Source organism: Burkholderia anthinoferrum (assembly GCF_002925705.1).
Lineage (GTDB): Bacteria > Pseudomonadota > Gammaproteobacteria > Burkholderiales > Burkholderiaceae > Burkholderia > Burkholderia semiarida.
In genome coordinates this window covers 369,583-388,511 of record NZ_LFZP01000051.1, presented here as the reverse complement: position 1 = coordinate 388,511, position 18,929 = coordinate 369,583, and the positions used below count along the sequence as shown (strand labels likewise).

13 protein-coding genes are annotated in these 18,929 nt (G+C 70.0%); 5 read left to right on the top strand and 8 right to left on the bottom strand.

Annotated elements, in window-relative coordinates:
- Positions 1-22 precede the first annotated feature (22 nt).
- The 4 genes from C5F75_RS22215 to C5F75_RS22195 form a co-directional block, all read right to left on the bottom strand.
- Entirely contained in the window at positions 23-1,303 is a 1,281-nt protein-coding gene (locus tag C5F75_RS22215; RefSeq protein WP_059585055.1) for a virulence factor family protein, read from the bottom strand.
- On the bottom strand, positions 1,300-3,894 hold the full coding sequence (mprF, locus tag C5F75_RS22210) for a bifunctional lysylphosphatidylglycerol flippase/synthetase MprF (RefSeq protein WP_059585054.1): 2,595 nt from the start codon (positions 3,892-3,894) through the stop codon (positions 1,300-1,302). Before mprF ends, C5F75_RS22215 begins: the two co-directional genes overlap by 4 nt.
- Before the next feature lie 426 nt (positions 3,895-4,320).
- A complete protein-coding gene (locus C5F75_RS22200) occupies positions 4,321-4,755 on the bottom strand; it encodes a hypothetical protein (RefSeq protein ID WP_059585136.1) in 435 nt (144 codons plus the stop codon).
- 79 nt (positions 4,756-4,834) lie between these two features.
- Entirely contained in the window at positions 4,835-5,749 is a 915-nt protein-coding gene (locus C5F75_RS22195; RefSeq protein ID WP_059585053.1) for a LysR family transcriptional regulator, read from the bottom strand.
- Between the two features lie 109 nt (positions 5,750-5,858).
- Between C5F75_RS22195 and C5F75_RS22190 the strand changes: the two genes are divergently transcribed.
- Together C5F75_RS22190 and C5F75_RS22185 are read left to right on the top strand one after the other, a co-directional pair.
- A complete protein-coding gene (locus tag C5F75_RS22190) occupies positions 5,859-6,296 on the top strand; it encodes a GlcG/HbpS family heme-binding protein (protein ID WP_059585052.1) in 438 nt (145 codons plus the stop codon).
- 4 nt (positions 6,297-6,300) lie between these two features.
- A complete protein-coding gene (locus tag C5F75_RS22185) occupies positions 6,301-7,077 on the top strand; it encodes an SDR family oxidoreductase (RefSeq protein WP_059585051.1) in 777 nt (258 codons plus the stop codon).
- Between the two features lie 44 nt (positions 7,078-7,121).
- Here the strand turns inward: C5F75_RS22185 and C5F75_RS22180 are convergent, their stop codons facing one another.
- From C5F75_RS22180 to C5F75_RS22165, 4 genes are read right to left on the bottom strand one after another with little or no spacing between them, the layout of a single operon-like run.
- Entirely contained in the window at positions 7,122-11,309 is a 4,188-nt protein-coding gene (locus C5F75_RS22180) for a bifunctional nitrate reductase/sulfite reductase flavoprotein subunit alpha (protein ID WP_059585050.1), read from the bottom strand.
- A gap of 16 nt (positions 11,310-11,325) precedes the next feature.
- Positions 11,326-11,670: a nitrite reductase small subunit NirD gene (gene nirD / locus C5F75_RS22175; RefSeq protein WP_059585049.1), complete on the bottom strand. Its 345-nt coding sequence runs from the start codon at positions 11,668-11,670 to the stop codon at positions 11,326-11,328.
- 37 nt (positions 11,671-11,707) lie between these two features.
- Positions 11,708-14,281, bottom strand: coding sequence for a nitrite reductase large subunit NirB (gene nirB, locus C5F75_RS22170; protein WP_059585048.1), 2,574 nt, complete (start codon positions 14,279-14,281; stop codon positions 11,708-11,710).
- 21 nt (positions 14,282-14,302) lie between these two features.
- Entirely contained in the window at positions 14,303-15,631 is a 1,329-nt protein-coding gene (locus tag C5F75_RS22165) for an MFS transporter (protein WP_059585047.1), read from the bottom strand.
- A 655-nt stretch (positions 15,632-16,286) separates the two neighbouring features.
- On the opposite strand from C5F75_RS22165, the gene cobA reads away from it, so the two are divergent.
- The 3 genes from cobA to C5F75_RS22145 all read left to right on the top strand — a co-directional run bounded on the left by cobA (position 16,287) and on the right by C5F75_RS22145 (position 18,826).
- Positions 16,287-17,054, top strand: coding sequence for a uroporphyrinogen-III C-methyltransferase (cobA, locus tag C5F75_RS22155; protein ID WP_059585046.1), 768 nt, complete (start codon positions 16,287-16,289; stop codon positions 17,052-17,054).
- A gap of 120 nt (positions 17,055-17,174) precedes the next feature.
- On the top strand, positions 17,175-17,771 hold the full coding sequence (locus C5F75_RS22150; protein ID WP_059585045.1) for an ANTAR domain-containing response regulator: 597 nt from the start codon (positions 17,175-17,177) through the stop codon (positions 17,769-17,771).
- A gap of 5 nt (positions 17,772-17,776) precedes the next feature.
- A complete protein-coding gene (locus tag C5F75_RS22145) occupies positions 17,777-18,826 on the top strand; it encodes a CmpA/NrtA family ABC transporter substrate-binding protein (protein ID WP_059585044.1) in 1,050 nt (349 codons plus the stop codon).
- The last annotated feature ends 103 nt before the right edge of the window (positions 18,827-18,929 follow it).

The window sequence follows — 18,929 nt, the reverse complement described above, 5'->3', positions numbered from 1 at the left end:
TCACGCGGGCGCCCGCCGGCGTTCAGCGCGCCGCCGTCGCCTTGCCGAACCCGCCGAGGATCTTCTTTTCGAGCGCGATGTAATCGCGGCCGAAGTGGTGATCGCCCTGCGTCTTGATCACGTCGGCGCCCGTGTTCGCGAGCGCCGGGCACATCGTGTCCGTCTCTTCCGCGCCATAGAAGCACTGCACGAGCGCCGGCGGCACCTTCGCGATCTCCGGCGCGACCTTCAGCGCGTTGTCGCTGGCGGGCATGCCGAGCCAGCCCGTCACGCGGATCTGGAAATCGGCGGACGGCGCGAAGCCGAGCAGCGACATCACCACGACCTTGTCGCGCAGGTCGGCCGGCAGCCGGTTGTACGCGAACGGCATCACGTCGGCGCCGAACGAGTAGCCGACCAGCGCCACGCGGCTCGCATGCCAGCGCGCCATGTAGGTGCGCATCACGCGGGCCAGATCGCGGCTCACCTGCGCGGGCGGCTTCTCGCTCCAGAAATAGCGCAGGCTGTCGATGCCGACCACCGACACGCCGTCGCGCCGCAACGCCTCGGCGATCGTCTTGTCGAGATCGCGCCAGCCGCCGTCGCCCGAGATCACGATCGCGAGCCGGTCGCTGCCGCCCTTGGCCGGCAGCTCGACGAGCGGCAGGTCCGATACGTCGAGCTCGTCGCTGCTGGTGGTGTCGTGCAGGTGCGACGTGACGAGCGACACGAGCTTCCCAGTGTCGCCCGCCGCCGCCGTTTCGACGAAGCCCGGCATCGCGCGGCGCACGATCGTCGGATCGGGCGGACACGGCTTGAAGCGCGGATCGAGCTTCGCGGCCGGACCGACCGCGACGACACCGGCGATCGTGTTCTCCGGCGCCATCGACAGGATCTGCTTCGCGATCGCGCCGCCCTGGCCCACGCCCGCGACGATCGGCGTGAAATAGCGCGACGACTGCGCGAGACGTTCGAGCTGATGGCTGACCGCCTCGGCGTCGCCGTCGAGGTGGTGGCAGGCCTCCTGCTTCGCGGCGAGATTCGCCGCGTAACGCGCGGAATCGACGCCGACCGTCATCGCACCGGCTTTCGCGAGCGCGTCGGCCGCCTGCTGATCGGCGGCATGCCAGCCGGCCTCACGCGAGAACAGTACGACGAAACCACGCAGCGGCCCGCTTGGCTTCGTCACGGTCACGGGCCCATAGCGGCCGCCGGACACGGTTTCGGCTTTCACTGCGGCCGGCTGCGCCGCGCACGCGGCGCCGGCCAGCATCATTCCCGCGCAGGCGGCTGCCGCCCGCGCGATTCCCTTCGTCAACATCATGAACGCCGACCTCCAGCCAGCAATGAGAGATCCGCGAGCGTGACGAACACGCCGACCGAGCCCGAGGCCGCGAGATAACGCGGCTCCCAGTGCGGTTCGAACTTGCTCTTGAAAGCGCGCAAGCCGCGGAAGTTGTAGAAGCGGCCGCCGAAGCGCCAGACCATCAGGCCGAGCCGGTGGAACGGCGACGGCATCTTCGCCGCGCCCATCCCCGAGAACGGCGCGATACCCAGGCTCAGCTTGCGGAACCCCGCTTCCTTCAGATGCAGCGCGAGCTGCGTAAACAGATACTCCATCGCGTACGGCGAAGCGTCCGGCAGATGGCGCATCACGCCGACCGTCGCCTCGGTGTTGAGGTCGGTCGTCATGAACGTGACGAACGCGATCGGCTTGTCGGCCTGCCGCACCAGCATCACCGATTGCGTCGCGAGATAGCCGTCGTGGAACGCGGCCACCGAGAAGCTCTTCTCGCGCGCATCGCGGCTGTCGAGCCAGCCGTCGGAGATGTCGCGCAGCGCGGGCAGCGCGGCCGGCACGTCGTCCGGCGCGATCACCTCGACCGTCAGCGCATCCTTGTCGCCGCGGCGCAGCGCGTAGCGCAGGTGCGAGCGGTTCGATCCCTTCAGGTCGAACCGGTCGAGCGCGATATGCGCTTCCTCGCCCAGCTTCATCAGCGTGAGCCCCGCGTCGAGATACAGCGGCAGCGCGTTCGCGCGCACCTGGTAGAACGCCGCGCGACCGCTGTGCGCATGCGCGAGCGCGATGAACTTGCTGATCAGCGCCGGCCACTCTTCGCGCGGCCCGACCGGGTCGTGGAGCGCGGCCCACGTGCGGCCGTTCTTCGCGTACATCAGGAACGCGCGCCGCGACTCCGAGAACAGGAACGACTTGTCGCCCATCAGCGCGAGGCCCGCGTCGCTGCATTCCTGCGCGCGGATGATCTGCTCCGCGTCGACCAGGTCCTGCGCCGCGGGCTTCACGAAACGCCCGGGCGCCGGGCGCAGCAGTTGCCACAGCGCGAACAAGGCAACGAACACGCCGGCGGCGAGCGTCGCGCGCAGCGCCCGCGGCGCGCGCGCATCGAACGAGAAATGTGACCACAGCTCGCGCGTGTACGGCACGTCGCGGAACGCGAAGAACAGCACCCACACGGCCAGCATCAGCACCAGCGCCACCGACACGAACCAGCTCACGGTGAAGCGCTCGGCGAGCAACGACGAATGACGGTTGAACCGGCGGCGGCTGACGAGCAGCAGCACGAGCAGCGTCCCGAGCACGCCGGCCTCGACGAACGCGAGGCCCTTGGCCAGCGACAGCGCGAGGCTCGCGAGCGTCAATGCGAAGGTCATCCACCACGCGCCGTCGAGCCGGCGCAGCAGCCCGCGCGCGACGAACAGCAGCGCGACGCCGAGCACGCTGCAGATCACCTGCGAGCCTTCGAGCACCCACAGCGGCACGATGTGGCGCAGGATCGCGATCCGGTGCCAGAACGCGGGCGTCGCGCTCGAGATCACCAGCATCCCGCCGACCGCGAACGTCACGAGGCTCAGGAACACCGGCGCGAGCTGCGACACGCGCGCGGCCTGCCGCGTGACGAGCCGGCGTCGCAGCGCACGGCCTTCGAAGCCGGCCAGCAGGCCGGCCGACAGCACGAGCGGCACGCCGAAATAGATCGCGCGATACGCGATCAGCGCGGCAACCATTTCGTGCGCGGGCACTTCGCGGCCGAGCGTGAAGACCATCGCCGCTTCGAACACGCCGATCCCGCCCGGCGTATGGCCGATCATCCCGAGCAGCAACGCGGCGGCATAGACGGTAATGAAGGTCGGGAAGCCGACGGGCGCCGCCGGCAGCAACACCCACAGCGTCAGGCCCGCGGCGACGACGTCGAGCACCGCGTAGACGACTTGCGCGACGAGATCGCGCCGCGCCGGCACGTCGAACGACAACCATTTGAAGCGCGTGACGACCGGGCGCGCGGCGTTGCCGCACAGCACGACCAGCGCGGCGAGCACGACGAGCAACGCGGCCCCCGTCCACGTGAGCACGCCGGGCGCGACGTGCAGCATCGCGGCGAGCGCCTCCGGCACGCAGACCATGCCGACCGCCGTCATCAGCACCATCGCGAGCGCCAGCGTGCCGCTCGTGAACACCGTCATCCGGCCGATCTGGGCAGGCGTGACGCCCGACACGCCGTACACGCGGGCGCGCACCGCGCCGCCCGTCAGCGCGCCGAAGCCGGTCGCGTTGCCGAGCGCGGAGCCGGCGATCGCGCCGATCCATAGCGCGACGCGCGGCACCCTGGCCGCGACGTAGCGCAGGCCGACCGCATCGCGGGCGACGAGCGCGAGATAGCTGAGCGCCGTCGCGGCGAGCGACGCGCTCCACTCGCCGACGGACATGTGACGCAACTGGCGCATCACCGACCGGTAGTCGACGGATTCCGACAGGTGCTGGAAAACCACGATCAGCAGCAGGCCGATACCGAGCGCGAGCAGCGGCGACAGCACGCGCTCGTTGCGGATCAGCGCCCGGGCACGGGCGATCACCGCCGCGGCAGGGCCGGGCGAACCAGGGTGGCGGGAAGACATAACGTGTTCAGTGGTGGTGCATAGCGTGTCGCGGCGCGGGTGGGCCGGGCGGCGACGAAAATCTCGTTGTTCTGCGTGGGCGGCCGGCCAGGACGAGGGCGGGCGGCGCCGAAACCAGAATTTACGAGTATACGGAACTTATATTACAAAATCTTTCATGTTCGCTTTGTGCGAATTTGTGATGTCTTGCGCATCAAAACCGCATAGAAATACGGCGCTCCACGAACGCAGGTGCGCATCATACCGGGAACCGGGGCGGTTTTTTCATCGGATGAACGCGTTGTGATCCATTTGGGAGAAATCTGCCGCGCCAAGCGCGGACAGTGAGGACGAAAACGCGACGGCGCCGCGCGTTTCGGAATGGGAACGAGTCGATCCGGTGCGCCCGCGCGGCGCACCGTCGGTGCGGAACTACGCTCCCGTACGCTATTTCGCCCGCTCATGCTCGCCCAACCCGATCGCCTTGTAATCGTAGGTCGGGTAGAACTCCGTCCGGTACGCGCCCCAGGCCGTGTCCTCGAGCACGCGATTGACCTCGCGCAGCCGCGACGCCGGCAGCCGCAGCACGACGATCTGCCCGATTCCCATCGTCACGGTCCAGCTCACGACTTCGACGCCCGGCGGCGGAAACGCCTTGTAGAACCCCTGCTTCGCGAGTTGCGCATTCAACTCGGCGAGCGGACGGGATTGGTCGTGTTTCAGGAACACCGTCAGCAGGACCGCATTGTCGGGCGTCGCGACCGCCGAGCCTGCCGGCACCGTCGACGTCTGGCCGATGGCCGGTGTGCCGGAAATCGCGACGGCCGCCGCCGCCGCGGCAATCACGAGCGTTCGAATCGGAAAATGCGGAAATATGGTCATCGCGCGACTCCATGGCTTCGTGGCTGGAGCCGCCATCATGCGCCGCCGGATCCATTGCTGCAGCGAACGGCCGCAGCGCTTACGCCGCGCCCGCGCCGTCACGCTCGCGTAGCACGTCGATGAACGCGCGCAGCTTGGCCGGCACGTGCTTGCGGTTCACGTAATACAGCCACATCGGCGGCAGCGTCCGGCACGCACCGGGCAGCACCTCGACGAGCGTGCCGTCGCGCAGGTCCTGCTCGATCCGCTCGCGCACGAACGCGAACGCGATGCCGACTCCGGCGCGCGCCGCGTCGATCACCGCATCGTCGTCGTTCGTCACGAACACGCCGTCCGGATCGAGATCGACGTCGTGCCGCCCGTCGCGCAGCAGCCATTTGTGCAGGCGGCCGCTTTCCGAAAACCGGAAACGGATGCACGCATGCCGCGCGAGCGCGGCAATCGACTCGGGCGTGCCGTGCCGGGCAAGATAGGCCGGCGACGCGACCAGCGCACACGTCAGCGCAGGCGCGATCCGCACGCCGATCATGCCCGGCTGCAGCCGGTCGGCCAGGCGGATTCCCGCATCGAAGCCGTCCTTCGCGATGTCGACGAGTTCGTTCTCGTAGCGAATTTCGAGCCGGACTTTCGGATAGCGCTCGCGGAACGTCGCGAGCACCGGCGCGATCACGAGCAAGCGCGCGAGCGGCAGCGCGGTCACGCGCAGCAGCCCGTTCGGCTCGCTGCGCGCCTCCTTCAGTTCGTCGCGTGCCTGCATGACCTGCCGGTACGCGGGTTCGGTCTGCCGCCAGTAGCGCTGGCCGGCTTCCGTGAGACTCACGCCGCGCGTGCTGCGGTTGAACAGCTTCACGTTCAACTCGCCCTCAAGCTGCCCGATCGCGAGGCTGACAGCGGCCGGCGTCAGGCCCAGCGCGGCGGCCGCGCGCGTGAAGTTGCCGGCCGTCGCGACGGTCATGAACACGTGCAGCCCGGCCATCGGATCGCGTCTGCTCATCCCCTGCCCCATCATTAAAAAAACTTGAAACTGCTTCCAGCGGAATGCGGATTCTCGCATATACCGCAACTGCCTACACTGGCCCTGTCGTCCTATCGGAGCCCCCCGTATGAACCCGCTCACCGCCGCACTGCCGCTCGCCGTCGCCCGCCGCACGATCGACGCGGCGCTCGCGCATGCCGCATCGCTACAGATGGCCGGCGTCGCGATCGCCATCGTCGATGCCGGCGCGAACCTGCTCGCGTTCGTGCGCACCGACGGCTGTTTTCTCGGCGCGATCGATCTCGCGCAGCGCAAGGCGCTGACGGCGGTGCGCTTTCGCGCGTCGACCGGCGCGCTCGGCGCGATGTCGGGCGACGGTCCGCTGCGCGGCATCGAACACAGTCACGGCGGGCTCGTCACGTTCGGCGGCGGCGAACCGCTCGTCGACGGCGACGGGCGCTGCGTCGGCGCGATCGGCGTCTCGGGCGGCAGCGTCGACGAAGACACCGCGATCGCACAGCACTGCCGCGACCTTTTTCAGGCAACCCTTCACACCACAAGGTAAGCAGATGGCACAGAAACGCATCCTCATCACCGGCGCGGGTACCGGCTTCGGCCGCGAAGTCGCGCTGCGGCTCGCCGCGCGCGGCCACGACGTGACGGCCGGCGTACGCACGGCCGTCGAGCTCGACGCACTGGCGGACGATGCCGCGCAGCGCGGCACCGCGTTGCGCGCGGTGAAGCTGGACGTCACGTCGGCCTACGATCGCGCCCGCGCCGCCGAATTCGACATCGACGTGCTCGTGAACAACGCGGGGGTGGGCGAAGCCGGCGCGCTAGTCGACCTGCCGGTCGAGATCGTTCGCGAGTTGTTCGACGTCAACGTGTTCGGGCCGCTCGAACTCACGCAGCAGATCGCACGCGGGATGCTCGCGCGCAAACACGGCAAGATCGTGTTCGTGTCGTCGATCGCCGGGCTGATCACGGGGCCGTTCACCGGCGCGTATTGCGCGTCGAAGCACGCTGTCGAATCCGTGGCCGAGGCGATGCATGCGGAACTCGCGCCGCACGGAATCCAGGTCGCGGTCGTAAACCCCGGCCCGTACCGCACCGGCTTCAACGACCGGATGATGGAAACGATACGTCGCTGGCACGATCCGGCCGCGCATACCGTGACGCCCGCGCGGCTGACGTTCCCGCTCGAACAGCACGACCCGGAGGAAATGATCGCGAAGATGGTCGACGTGATCGACGGCGACGGCGGCGCGTTCCGCAACCTGCTGCCGGCGGCGTCGGAAGCGTTCGTGCGCGCCGAGCAGGCGCGTGCGTGGGAGCGGCGGCAGTAAGCCGCCGGAGAAGCGGCGGCCCTCCCGCCCGCCGCTCGCGCGATTCAGTACACGTCGCGCATGTAGCGCCGCGCCTTCGAAAGCCGCGCGACGTAATCGTTCGCGGCTTCGTCCGACATGCCGCCATGCTCGGCGACGATCGCCTTCAGCGCCGTATCGACGTCCTTGGCCATGCGCGCGGCGTCGCCGCACACGTAGAAGTGCGCGCCTTCCTCCAGCCATGCGAACAGCTCGGCGCCCTGCTCGCGCATCCGGTCCTGCACGTAGACCTTGTCGGCCTGGTCGCGCGAGAACGCGAGATCGAGCCGCGTCAGGAAGCCGCTTTCATGCATCTCGCTGAGCTCGTCGCCGTAATAGAAGTCGGTCCGCGCGTGCTGCTCGCCGAAGAACAGCCAGTTGCGCCCGCGTGCGCCGCGCGCCCGCCGCTCGTGCAGGAAGCCGCGGAACGGCGCGACGCCGGTGCCCGGGCCGACCATCACGATCGGCACGTCGCCGTTCACCGGAGGCCGGAAGTGCGCGGACTTCTGCACGAACACGGGCACGCGGCCGTCGTCCGCGCGATCGGCGAGGAACGTCGACGCGACGCCTTTGCGCGCGCGGCGGCCGTTGTGATAGCGCACGGCCGACACGGTCAGGTGAATCTCGCCCGCGTGCGCGCTCGGGCTCGACGCGATCGAATAGAGGCGCGGCTGCATGCGCTTGAGCATGCCGACCAGCTCCGCGCCCGACAGCTCGACCGGGTATTCGTGCAGCACGTCCGCAAGCTGTTGCCCCCACAACCATTGCTTCAGGTCGCTCTTGCGATCGTCACCGAGCAGCGACTTCAGCGCGCCGTTCGCGCTGCGCGACGCGATGAAGGCCAGCGTGTCCGGATGCGGGCGCGTGATGTCGAAGTGGCGCGCGAGCGCATCGCCGAGCCGGATGTCGCCGACGCCCGGCACCGACACCGGCGCATCGGCCTTCAGCGCGGTGACGGACAGCAGTTCGTCGACCAGTTCGGGGCAGTTGGTCGGCCATACGCCGAGCGCGTCGCCGGTTTCGTATTCGAGATTCGCGCCCTGGGTCGACAGCGATACGTAGCGCGTGTCCTTCGCGGCGCCCGGACGGTTCAGCCGCAGGTTCGCGACGAGCTTCGACGGCGCCGGATGCGCCTTCGTCGGCACCAGCCCCGACGGACTCATCCCGCCGAACGGCACCGCGTGCAGCGCGGCATCGGCCTCCTTGATGCGCGCGACGACGCGTTCGAGCCACTGATCGGCATCGTGCTGGAATTCGACGTCGCAATCGACCCGCGCGCACAGGCGCGCCGCGCCGAGTTCCGCGAGGCGCGCGTCGAGCCGGCGGCCGTGGCCGCAGAACTGGTCGTAGTTGCGGTCGCCGAACGCGAGCACCGCGAAATGCACGCCGTCGAGGCGAGCGGCGCCGCCGGCCTGCAACGCGTCCCAGAATTCGCTGCCGTTGTCGGGCGCATCGCCGTCGCCGAACGTGCTCGTCATCAGCAGCACGTATTGCGCACCGGCGAGCGACGCGACCGGATAGTCGGACATGCATGCCGTGCGGATCTCGAAGCCGGCGTTCATCAGCTTCGTCGCGTAATCCTCGGTCAGCGATTCGATGTTGCCGGTCTGCGACGCCCATAACAACGTGACCTTCGGGCGCGGGCGCACGATGCGCACGCCGCCGGCCGCGGCGGCGTCGGCCGGCAGCGCGGGCGCCGCCGCGCTCTGCGCGCCGGCAGGCAGCGCGCGGCTGAACAGGCCGGCGAGCATCCCGTCGAGCCAGAACCGCACGGGCGGCGTCAACGGCGCGCCGGCCGGCAGCACGGGCACGCCGCCGTCGCGACGGCCGGCGCTCGCCTTCAGCCCGCCGACGAGGCCGGCCACGTACAGGCGCTCGGCGTCGGTCAGCGGCGGCGGCGCGAGATCGGCGACGCCGAGCGCGGCCGCGAAAGTGTCGAGGTCTGCCATATCGAATTCCTGTGAAGCCGCGATCGGCGAGATCGCAGGCGCGGGCGGTGCATCGTCCGCGCCTGCGTCGACGCGCGCCGTGTCGTCGTCGGCCGACGCGAACGCGTCCGTGTCGACGCGCGTGAGCGCGACCGCGCAGTATTTCAGTTCGGGCTGCTGCGATTCCGGGTCGATCGCGTCGTTCGTCACCGCGTTGATGCACAGGTCGTCGCCGTACACGTCGTTCCAGTGCATCGGCGCGAAGCAGTTGCCGCGCCGCACGCGCTCGGTCACGACGGCCGGCAGCACCGCGCGGCCGCGCGCCGAACGGATCTCGACGCTGTCCTTCGCGGCGATGCCGAGCGCGCTCGCATCGTCCGGGTGCAGTTCGACGAATGGACGCGGGTTGAGCTTGTTCAGCATCGCGACCTTGCCCGTCTTCGTCATCGTGTGCCATTGATGCTGCAGCCGGCCGGTGTTCAGCACGATCGGGAACGTGCCGTCGGGCAGTTCGGCCGGATCGACGTGCGGTCGCGCGAAAAAGCGCGCCTTGCCCGACGGCGTCGGGAACGCGAGGCGCGGCGCATCGTGCCCGCCGTCGGCCGTGCGCGGCGTCTGGCTCACGCCGTCGTTCAGGTAACGGATCGGGTGCCGCTCGCGCGCGGTGCCCGGCGCGACCGGCCATTGCACGGGCCCGTCGCGGAGCGCCGCATGGCTCGCGCCGCGCAGGTCGTAGCCGGTCGCCGGATTCGAGAAGCGGACGATCTCGTCGAACACGTCGGCCGCCGACGCATAGTCGAACGCGTCGCCAAAGCCCATCGCGCGCGCGACTTCCGCGACGATGCGCCAGTCCGGCAGCGCATCGCCGGGCGGCGCGACCGCCGCGCGCATCAGCGTCATGTTGCGCTCGGAGTTGATCATCACGCCGTCACCCTCGGCCCACAGCGCGCCCGGCAGCAGGATGTCCGCATAGCGGTTGGTCTCGGTATCGAGGAACGCGTCCTGCGCGATCACGAGCTCCGCCGCCTGCAGTCCGGCGATCACGTTGCGCCGGTTCGGCACGGTCGCGACCGGGTTCGTGCAGACGATCCAGCATGCCTTGATGTCGCCGGCCGCCATCCGCTCGAACAGGTCGACCGTACCGTTGCCGGTGTCCTTGCGCAGCGTGCCGGCCGGCACGCGCCACAGATTCTCGACGAAGCGGCGGTCGTCGTCGGACGCCACCGAGCGCTGGCCCGGCAGCCCCGGGCCCATGTAGCCCATCTCGCGCCCGCCCATCGCGTTCGGCTGGCCCGTCAGCGAGAACGGCCCGCTGCCCGGGCGGCAGATCTTGCCCGTCGCGAGATGCAGGTTGCAGATCGCGTTGGTGTTCCACACGCCGTGCGTGCTCTGGTTGAGCCCCATCGTCCAGCAGCTCATCCATTCCTGCGCGTCGCCGATCCATTGCGCGGCCGTGCGGATGTCGGCCTCGGCAAGCCCCGTGATCGCGGCGACGCGCTCGGGCGTGTAGTCGGCGAGGAACGCGGGCATCGCATCCCAGCCTTCGGTGTATGCGTCGATGAACGCGGCATCGGTGCGCCCGTTCGCATGCAGCAGGTGCAGGAGCCCGTTGATCAGCGCGAGATCAGTGCCGGGCCGGATCTGCAGGAACAGGTCGGCCTTGTCGGCCGTGCCGGTGCGGCGCGGATCGACGACGACGAGCTTCGCGCCGGCCTTCACGCGATCCATCATCCGCAGGAACAGGATCGGGTGACAGTCGGCCATGTTCGCGCCGATCACGAAGAACAGGTTCGCGCGATCGAAATCCTCGTACGACCCGGGCGGCCCGTCCGCGCCGAGCGACTGCTTGTAGCCGGTGCTCGCGCTCGCCATGCACAGGCGCGAGTTCGACTCGATGTTGTTGGTGCCGACGAAGCCCTTCGCGAGCTTGTTGACGAGATACTGCGCCTCGATCGACATCTGCCCCGACACGTAGAACGACAGCGCATCGGGCCCGTGCGCGTCGAGCACCGCGCGCAGGCGGCGCGCGGTCTCGGCGATCGCGTCGCGCGCCGGCAGCGGCACGAGGTCGTCCTCGCGCGCGCGGCGCACGAACGCACGGTCGAGCCGGCCCGAACGGCGCAGCGCGACGTGCGCCGACGAACCCTTCGTGCACAGCCGCCCGAAGTTGGTCGGATGGTCGGCGTCGCCGGATACCTTGACGACTTCGCCGTCCTCGACGTGCAGCACCATCCCGCAGCCGACGCCGCAGTACGGGCACACGCTCTTGACGGGGGTGGCGGTCATGCGTGCTCCGGCGGGCTCAGGCCGCGACCCACACGAAACCGTCCTCGACCCGCGACGGATACGCGCTCACCGACTGCTCGGGCGCTTCCAGGCATTCGCCGGTACGCAGGTCGAAGTGCTGCTTGTACAGCGGCGACGCGACCACGACGCGTTCGCCGAGGCTGCCGATCAGCCCGCGCGACATCACGGCGGCCTGCGACACGGGATCGACGTTGTCGATCGCGAACACGCCGCCGTCGGGATGCGCGACGTGAAACACCGCGACCTGCTCGCCGTTGACGAGCGCGCACACGCCGGTGTTCGGCACGATGTCGTCGAGCGGACACACGCGGGTCCAGGACAGCGGAAGACGGTCGTTCATGATGGGCTCCTTGCTCGGTTACGGATGACGGTCGGGGTCAGACGGTCGCCGGCTCGGCGACGACCGGAATCGCCACGGGCTTGCCGCCCGCGCGCTCGGCGGGCGTCGCGGGCCGGATCTGGCCGCGCGTCTCGACGAATTCGATGGTCGTGTCCGGCGCGTCGCTGTTCACGAAGTGGCGGAAGCGCTTGCGCGTGTCCGGATCGGTGACGGCCCGCTTCCATTCGCACTCGTAGGTGTCGACCACGTGCTGCATGTCGGCCTCGAGCTCGGCCGCGATCGCGAGCTTGTCGTGCACGACGACGTCGATCAGGTAGTCGAGGCCGCCTTCGAGGTTGTCGCGCCACACGCTGGTGCGCTGCAGACGGTCGGCCGTGCGCACGTAGAACATCAGGAAGCGGTCGATGTAGCGGATCAGCGTCGCGCGATCGAGGTCGGACGCGAGCAGTTCCGCGTGGCGCGGCTTCATCCCGCCGTTGCCGCACACGTACAGGTTCCAGCCCTTCTCGGTCGCGATGATGCCGACGTCCTTGCCCTGCGCTTCCGCGCACTCGCGCGTGCAGCCGGACACGCCGAACTTGATCTTGTGCGGCGCGCGCAGCCCCTTGTAGCGATTCTCCAGGTCGATCGCGAGGCCGACCGAATCGTCGACGCCGTACCGGCACCACGTCGACCCGACGCACGACTTCACGGTGCGCAGCGCCTTGCCGTACGCGTGCCCCGATTCGAAGCCGGCCGCGATCAGTTCCTCCCAGATCGACGGCAACTGCTCGACGCGCGCACCGAACAGATCGACGCGCTGGCCGCCCGTGATCTTCGTGTACAGGCCGTATTTTTTCGCGACCTGGCCGACCGCGATCAGCCCTTCCGGCGTGACCTCGCCGCCCGGCATGCGCGGCACGACCGAGTACGTGCCGTCGCGCTGGATGTTCGCGAGGTAGTAGTCGTTCGAATCCTGCAGGCCCGCGTGCTCCTTCTTCAGCACGAACTCGTTGAAGCACGACGCGAGGATGCCCGCGACGGCCGGCTTGCACACGTCGCAGCCGAGCCCGCGGCCGTGCCTGGCGAGCAGTGCGTCGAACGTCGTGATGCGCTCGACGCGGATCAGGTGGAACAGCTCCTGCCGCGAATACGGAAAGTGCTCGCACAGATGGTTGTTGACCGCGAGGCCCTGCTTCTTCATCTCGGCCTTCATGATCTGCGTGACGAGCGGCACGCAGCCGCCGCACGACGTGCCGGCGCCCGTGCAGGTCTTCAGCGCGCCGAGGCTCGTCGCGCCGTCGGCCACGGCCGCGCAGATCTGCGACTTCGACACGTTGTTGCACGAGCAGATCTGCGCACCTTCCGGCAGCGCGTCGACGCCGAGCGCCGGCTTCGCCGCGCCGTCCGACGACGGCAGGATCAGGAATTCCGGCGACTCGGGCAACTCGATGCGGTTCAGCATCATCTGCAGCAGCGTGCCGTACTCGGCCGCGTCGCCGACCATCACCGCGCCGTGCAGGAACTTGCCGCAGTCGGACACCACGAGCTTCTTGTAGACCTGGCGGCGCTCGTCCGCGTACTGGTAGGTGCGGCTGCCGGCCGTCGTGCCGTGTGCGTCGCCGATGCTCGCGACGTCGACGCCCATCAGCTTCAGCTTCGTGCTCATGTCGGCGCCGGCGAACGCGGCGTCCGCCGCTTCGGCGGCGTCGCCCGCGAGCTGTTTCGCGACCACGCGCGCCATGTCGTAGCCGGGCGCGACGAGGCCGTACACCGTGCCGTTCCACGCCGCGCATTCGCCGATCGCGTAGATGTCGGCGTCGCTCGTGCGGCACGCGTCGTCGATCGCGACGCCGCCGCGCGGGCCGATCTCGAGCCCGCATGCGCGGGCCAGTTCGTCGCGCGGCCGGATGCCGGCCGAGAACACGATCATGTCGGTGTCGAGATGCGAGCCGTCGGCGAACACCATCCGGTGCGCGCCTTCGTCGCCGTCGACGATCTCGAGCGTGTTCTTGCCGGTATGCACGGTCACGCCGAGCGCCTCGATCTTCGCACGCAGCATCCGGCCGCCGCCGTCGTCGACCTGCACCGCCATCAGCCGCGGCGCGAATTCGACGACGTGCGTGTCGAGCCCCATGTCGCGCAGCGCCTTCGCGCATTCGAGGCCGAGCAGCCCGCCGCCGATCACGACGCCGCGCTTCGCGTGCGCGCCGCACGCCTGCATCGCTTCGAGATCCTCGATCGTCCGGTACACGAAGCAGCCCGCGCGATCGCGGCCCGGCACCGGCGGCACGAACGGACGCGAGCCGGTGGCGAGCACCAGCTTGTCGTACGCGAGCGTTTCGCCCGACGCGAGCGTGACCGTATGCGCGGCGCGGTCGATCGACGCGACTGGCGCGTTCAGGCGCAGGTCGAACTGCGGATGGCGCTCGAAGAAGCCGGGTTCGACGAGCGACAGGTCGTCCGCCGACTTGCCCGCGAAGAATTCGGACAGGTGCACGCGATCGTAGGCCGGACGCGGCTCCTCGCCGAGCACGGTGACGTGCGGCGCGCCCGCCGTGCCGGCTTGCGCCGCGACGCATTCGAGGAGCTTGTGGCCGACCATGCCGTGGCCGATGACGATGAGTTTCATGATGACGGTTCCTTCGGTCGATCAGTTCGCGGCGTTGGCGGCGGCGGCTAGCGCGCGATCGCGCAGCTCGGCTTCGCGCGCCTTGTGTTCTTCGCTGAAGCGCACGGCCATCGCGCAGAGCGCGGTCGCGGTGACGGCGAGGCCGAGCAGGCTCAGCGTGTGCTGCACGTCGCCGACGCCCTTCAGCAGGAAAGCCGCGGCCACCGCGCCGACGTTGCCGCCCGCGCCGACGATCCCCGCGACGCCGCCGAGCGCCTTGCGGTCGATGAACGGCACCAGCGCGTAGGTCGCGCCGCAGGCCATGTGCGTGAAGAGGCCGAAGGTCAGCATCGCGACGAGTGCGATGCCGACGCTTTGCGCATGCGAGAACCAGATCAGCCCGAGCCCTTCGCCGACGATCAGCGCGCACAGCAGCGCCGCCCGCACGTCGAGGCTGCGGCGCGCCGCGATCTTGTCGGACAGCCAGCCGCCGAGCGCGCGGGCGAACAGCGCGAGCAGCCCGAACATGCCGGCCGCGAGGCCCGCGTCCTTCAGCGACAGGCTGAAGTGATCGACGTAGTACAGCGCGGCGATGTTGTGGATGAACACCTCGACGCCGAAGCACGCGCCGTACGTGACGAACAGCATCCACACGCGATAGTTGCCGCACGCGGCGAAGAAGCTCGCCCAGCCGCCCTTCTTGCCGCTGTCGACCGTCACGCCTTCCTTGCGCAGCTCGACGAAATCGCCTTGCGGGCAGTCCTGCGTGAAGCGCCAGTACGCCCAGGCCATCACGAGCATCGCCACGCCCGGCACGATCAGCGCGACGCGCCACGACGAATCCTCGCCGAAGCCGAGCATCAGGCCGGCGGTGACCAGCAGCGGCATCAGCGCCTGCGTCGCGCCCGCGCCGGCATTGCCCCAGCCGGCCGTCGTCGCGTTCGCGGTGCCGACCACGTTCGGCGCGAACATCACCGACGTGTGGTACTGCGTGATCACGAAGCCCGCGCCGATCGCACCGATGCCGAGCCGGCAGATCAGGAACCACAGGTAATCGTGCGTGAACGACACGGCGAACACGGGAATCGCACCGAGCAGCAGCAGCCCGGCATACACGCGGCGCGGGCCGAAGCGGTCGCACAGCGGGCCGACCAGCAGCCGCACGGCGATCGTCGCGGCCACTGCGGCGATGTTGATGTTGGCGACTTGCGCCGCCGTCAGATGAAATTCGCGTGCGATCAGCGGCATCAGCGGCGCGCACGCGAACCACGCGAAGAAGCATACGAAGAACGCCATCCACGTCAGGTGGAACGCGCGCATCGGCGCGGTGCGGAGGCTGAAGAGATCGATACGGGTAGCTTTGTCGGTCATGTCATCCGCCAAACGAAAAACGGCGTCCTGCGCACCGGTCTCGTCGAGACCCGATGCGTAGGACGCCGTTGCCCATGAAGCCCGTTGCCGGGCGCGTCGGTATTCGGTGCTGCAAGCGAATCGCCGTTGATCCGCCCGAACCAGCTTACGCAAGCGACGTGCCATGTCTGCGTCAATCGCGCCGCGAGCCCCGCCGCACAAGGCGCGCCGGGCATCGGGCGCGTCACCGCGGCGCGCGGCGCGCTCTCCGTCGCGATGCACCGAGGCACAGATGTGGTGCGCTGCAGCACTGTCGCCGTGCGGGACGCGGTGCGCGCCGACGGGGCACGATGCACGCCGATGCGGCATGGGGACTGCTCGCGCGCAGCGAGCACGTGCATGCCCGCGGCCATCGCACGGTGCGCCGCGCCGCGCAACGGCCGCATCGTCGCGCCGGCTGGCCCGGATATTGCTGAACCTTCGTCACACCGGCAACGGCGCCGGTGGGCAGTCCCCGCAAACCCGGCCCGCCGCTCACGGCGGGCCCGTCAGGACAACGGCGTCCCCTCCGTGCACGGCACGGCCGGATGCCGGTGCGTTTCGACCGCCCGCCGCCGCCGAGCAACAACGCGACATCAGACCGCCGCAGCAATGCGATGCGGCACAGGAACACGACATGACGACAGGCAAAGTCACGCTGCTGGGCGCCGGGCCCGGCGATCCCGATCTCCTCACGCTGAAGGCGGTCAAGGCGCTGGCCGCCGCCGACGTGCTGCTGCTCGACGATCTCGTCGCGCCCGGCATCGTCGAACTCGCGCCGCACGCGCGCGTGATCCGCGTGGGCAAGCGCGGCGGCTGCCGCTCCACGCCGCAGGCGTTCATCGAGAAACTGATGCGCCGCTACGCGCTGCGGGGCGCGCACGTGGTGCGCGTGAAAGGCGGCGACGCGCTGCTGTTCGGGCGCGCCGGCGAAGAACTCGCGACGCTGCGCGCGGCCGCGATTCCGGTCGAGATCGTCAATGGCATCTCGTCGGGATTCGCCGCCGCCGCGAGCCTCGGCATCTCGCTCACGCACCGCGAGCACTGCCAGGGCGTCACGTTCGTCACCGCGCACCGCCAGGACCACGGCGAACCCGACTGGGCACGGCTCGCGGCGACCGGCACCACGCTCGCGATCTACATGGGGATGAGCCGCGTCGACCGCATCGCGGCGGGCCTGCTCGCCGCGCTCCCCGCGTCGACGCCGGCGGCGGCCGTGCAATGGGTCGGCACGCCCGACGAGCGCCGCTGGACCGGCACGTTGGGCGCGCTCGCGCGCGGCATCGAAGCCGCGCGGCTCGGCAGCCCGGCCGTGATCCTCGTCGGCGGCGCGATCGGCGAAGCGGCCGCGCAGGGCGCGGACGCCGAAGCGACGACCGACGCGGCGCTGGCACGGGCCGCCTGACATGCGCGGCCCCGCGCGGCTTCGGCCGCTCCCCGTTCCGTTCAGCACCGGCCGCGCGTGCGGCCGGCATGCATCGTTCGCCCCTTGCGCCGACGCGTCACTGCTCCTGTTGCCCGCCTCATGAGTTCGTCCGCCCCGCCCGCCCGCCTGCGCGTGCTGCTCGTCACCGATACCGACAAGCCGATCGGCGAACTTGGCGACGCGCTCGCGCGCCTCGGCTACGAGATGCTGAACGACGTCGCGACGCCCGCGCGCCTGCCGGCGGCCGTCGAGGAGCAACGTCCCGACGTCGTGATCATCGATACCGATTCGCCGTCGCGCGATACGCTCGAGCAACTCGCGGTCATGCATGCGACCGCCCCGCGCCCCGTGCTGATGTTCAGTCACGACGCCAACCAGGAACTGATCCGCGCGGCGGTCGGCGCGGGCGTCAGCGCGTATCTCGTCGAAGGGTTGTCGGCCGAGCGTCTCGCGCCGATTCTGGAAGTCGCGCTCGCGCGCTTCTCGCACGACGATGCGCTGCGCCGCCGGCTGGCCGACGTCGAGCGCGAACTCGAGGAGCGCAAGCTGATCGACCGCGCGAAACGCGTGCTGATGGACCAGCGCAAGCTGTCCGAACACGATGCGTATGCGGCGCTGCGCAAGCGCGCGATGGATCAGGGCCTGCGCATCGTCGACGTCGCGCGACAACTACTCGACGCGTCACCCCAGTCATGAGTGCCATGAATACCTCACCTCCCGCCGCGCCGGAACGCGCGCATCTTCGCCTCGGGTTCGTCGCGCTCAGCGACGCGGCCCCGCTGATCGTCGCGCAGCGCCTGAACCTCGGCGCGCGCCATGGCCTCACGCTCGAATTGAGTCGCCAGCCGTCGTGGGCGGCCGTGCGCGACAAGCTGCTCAGCGGCGAGCTCGACGCCGCGCATGCGCTGTACGGGCTCGTCTGCGGGCTGCAGCTCGGCATCGGCGGCCCGCAGGCCGACATGGCCGCGCTGATGGTGCTGAACCGCAACGGCCAGGCGATCACGCTGTCGCGCGGCCTCGCCGACGCTTACCGCGAAACCGCCAGCGTGCGCACCGCGTTCGCGACGCTCGGCCGCAAGCCGCTGCTCGCCCAGACTTTCCCGACCGGCACGCATGCGATGTGGCTGAACGCGTGGCTCGCGTCGCACGGCATCGATCCGCTGCGCGACGTGCGCAGCGTCGTGATTCCCCCGCCCGAGATGGTCGCGGCGCTCGCGGGCGGCGAGCTCGACGGCTTCTGCGCGGGCGAGCCGTGGCACGCGGTGGCCGAAGCATGCGGCGCGGGCCGCACCGTCGCCGTCACGAGCGAGATCTGGCCCGATCATCCGGAGAAGGTGCTCGCGACCCGGCGCGACTTCGTCGCGCTGTATCCGGCCACCGCGCGCGCACTGGTCCGCACGCTCGTCGATGCATGCGCGTGGCTCGACAGCGCCGCGCACCGCCGCGAGGCGGCCGACTGGCTCGCGTCGCCCGACGCGCTCGGCGTGCCGGCCCGGCTGATCGCGCCGCGCCTGCTCGGCGACTACGGCGCGGGGCCGTTCGCCACGCCGCCGCTGCCGATCCGCTTCCACGACGGCGGCACGGTGAACCGGCCCGATCCGCGCGAAGGCGTGTGGTTCCTGTCGCAATACCGGCGCTGGGGCATGCTCGACGGTTCGCACGACGACGCGCGTATCGCCGCGGCGATCGCGCAGACCGCGTTGTATGATGCTGCGGTCGCCGAAGGCGCGGCAGGCCCGTCGCGAGCGTGAGGTCCGAAGCCGGACGCACGAGGCGGGCGGCTCGCCCGCCCGGGCCGCTCCACGCCGGGCCGGCCGTCCGGCCGCTGCCTGCCCGTGCCGCGCGGCCGACACC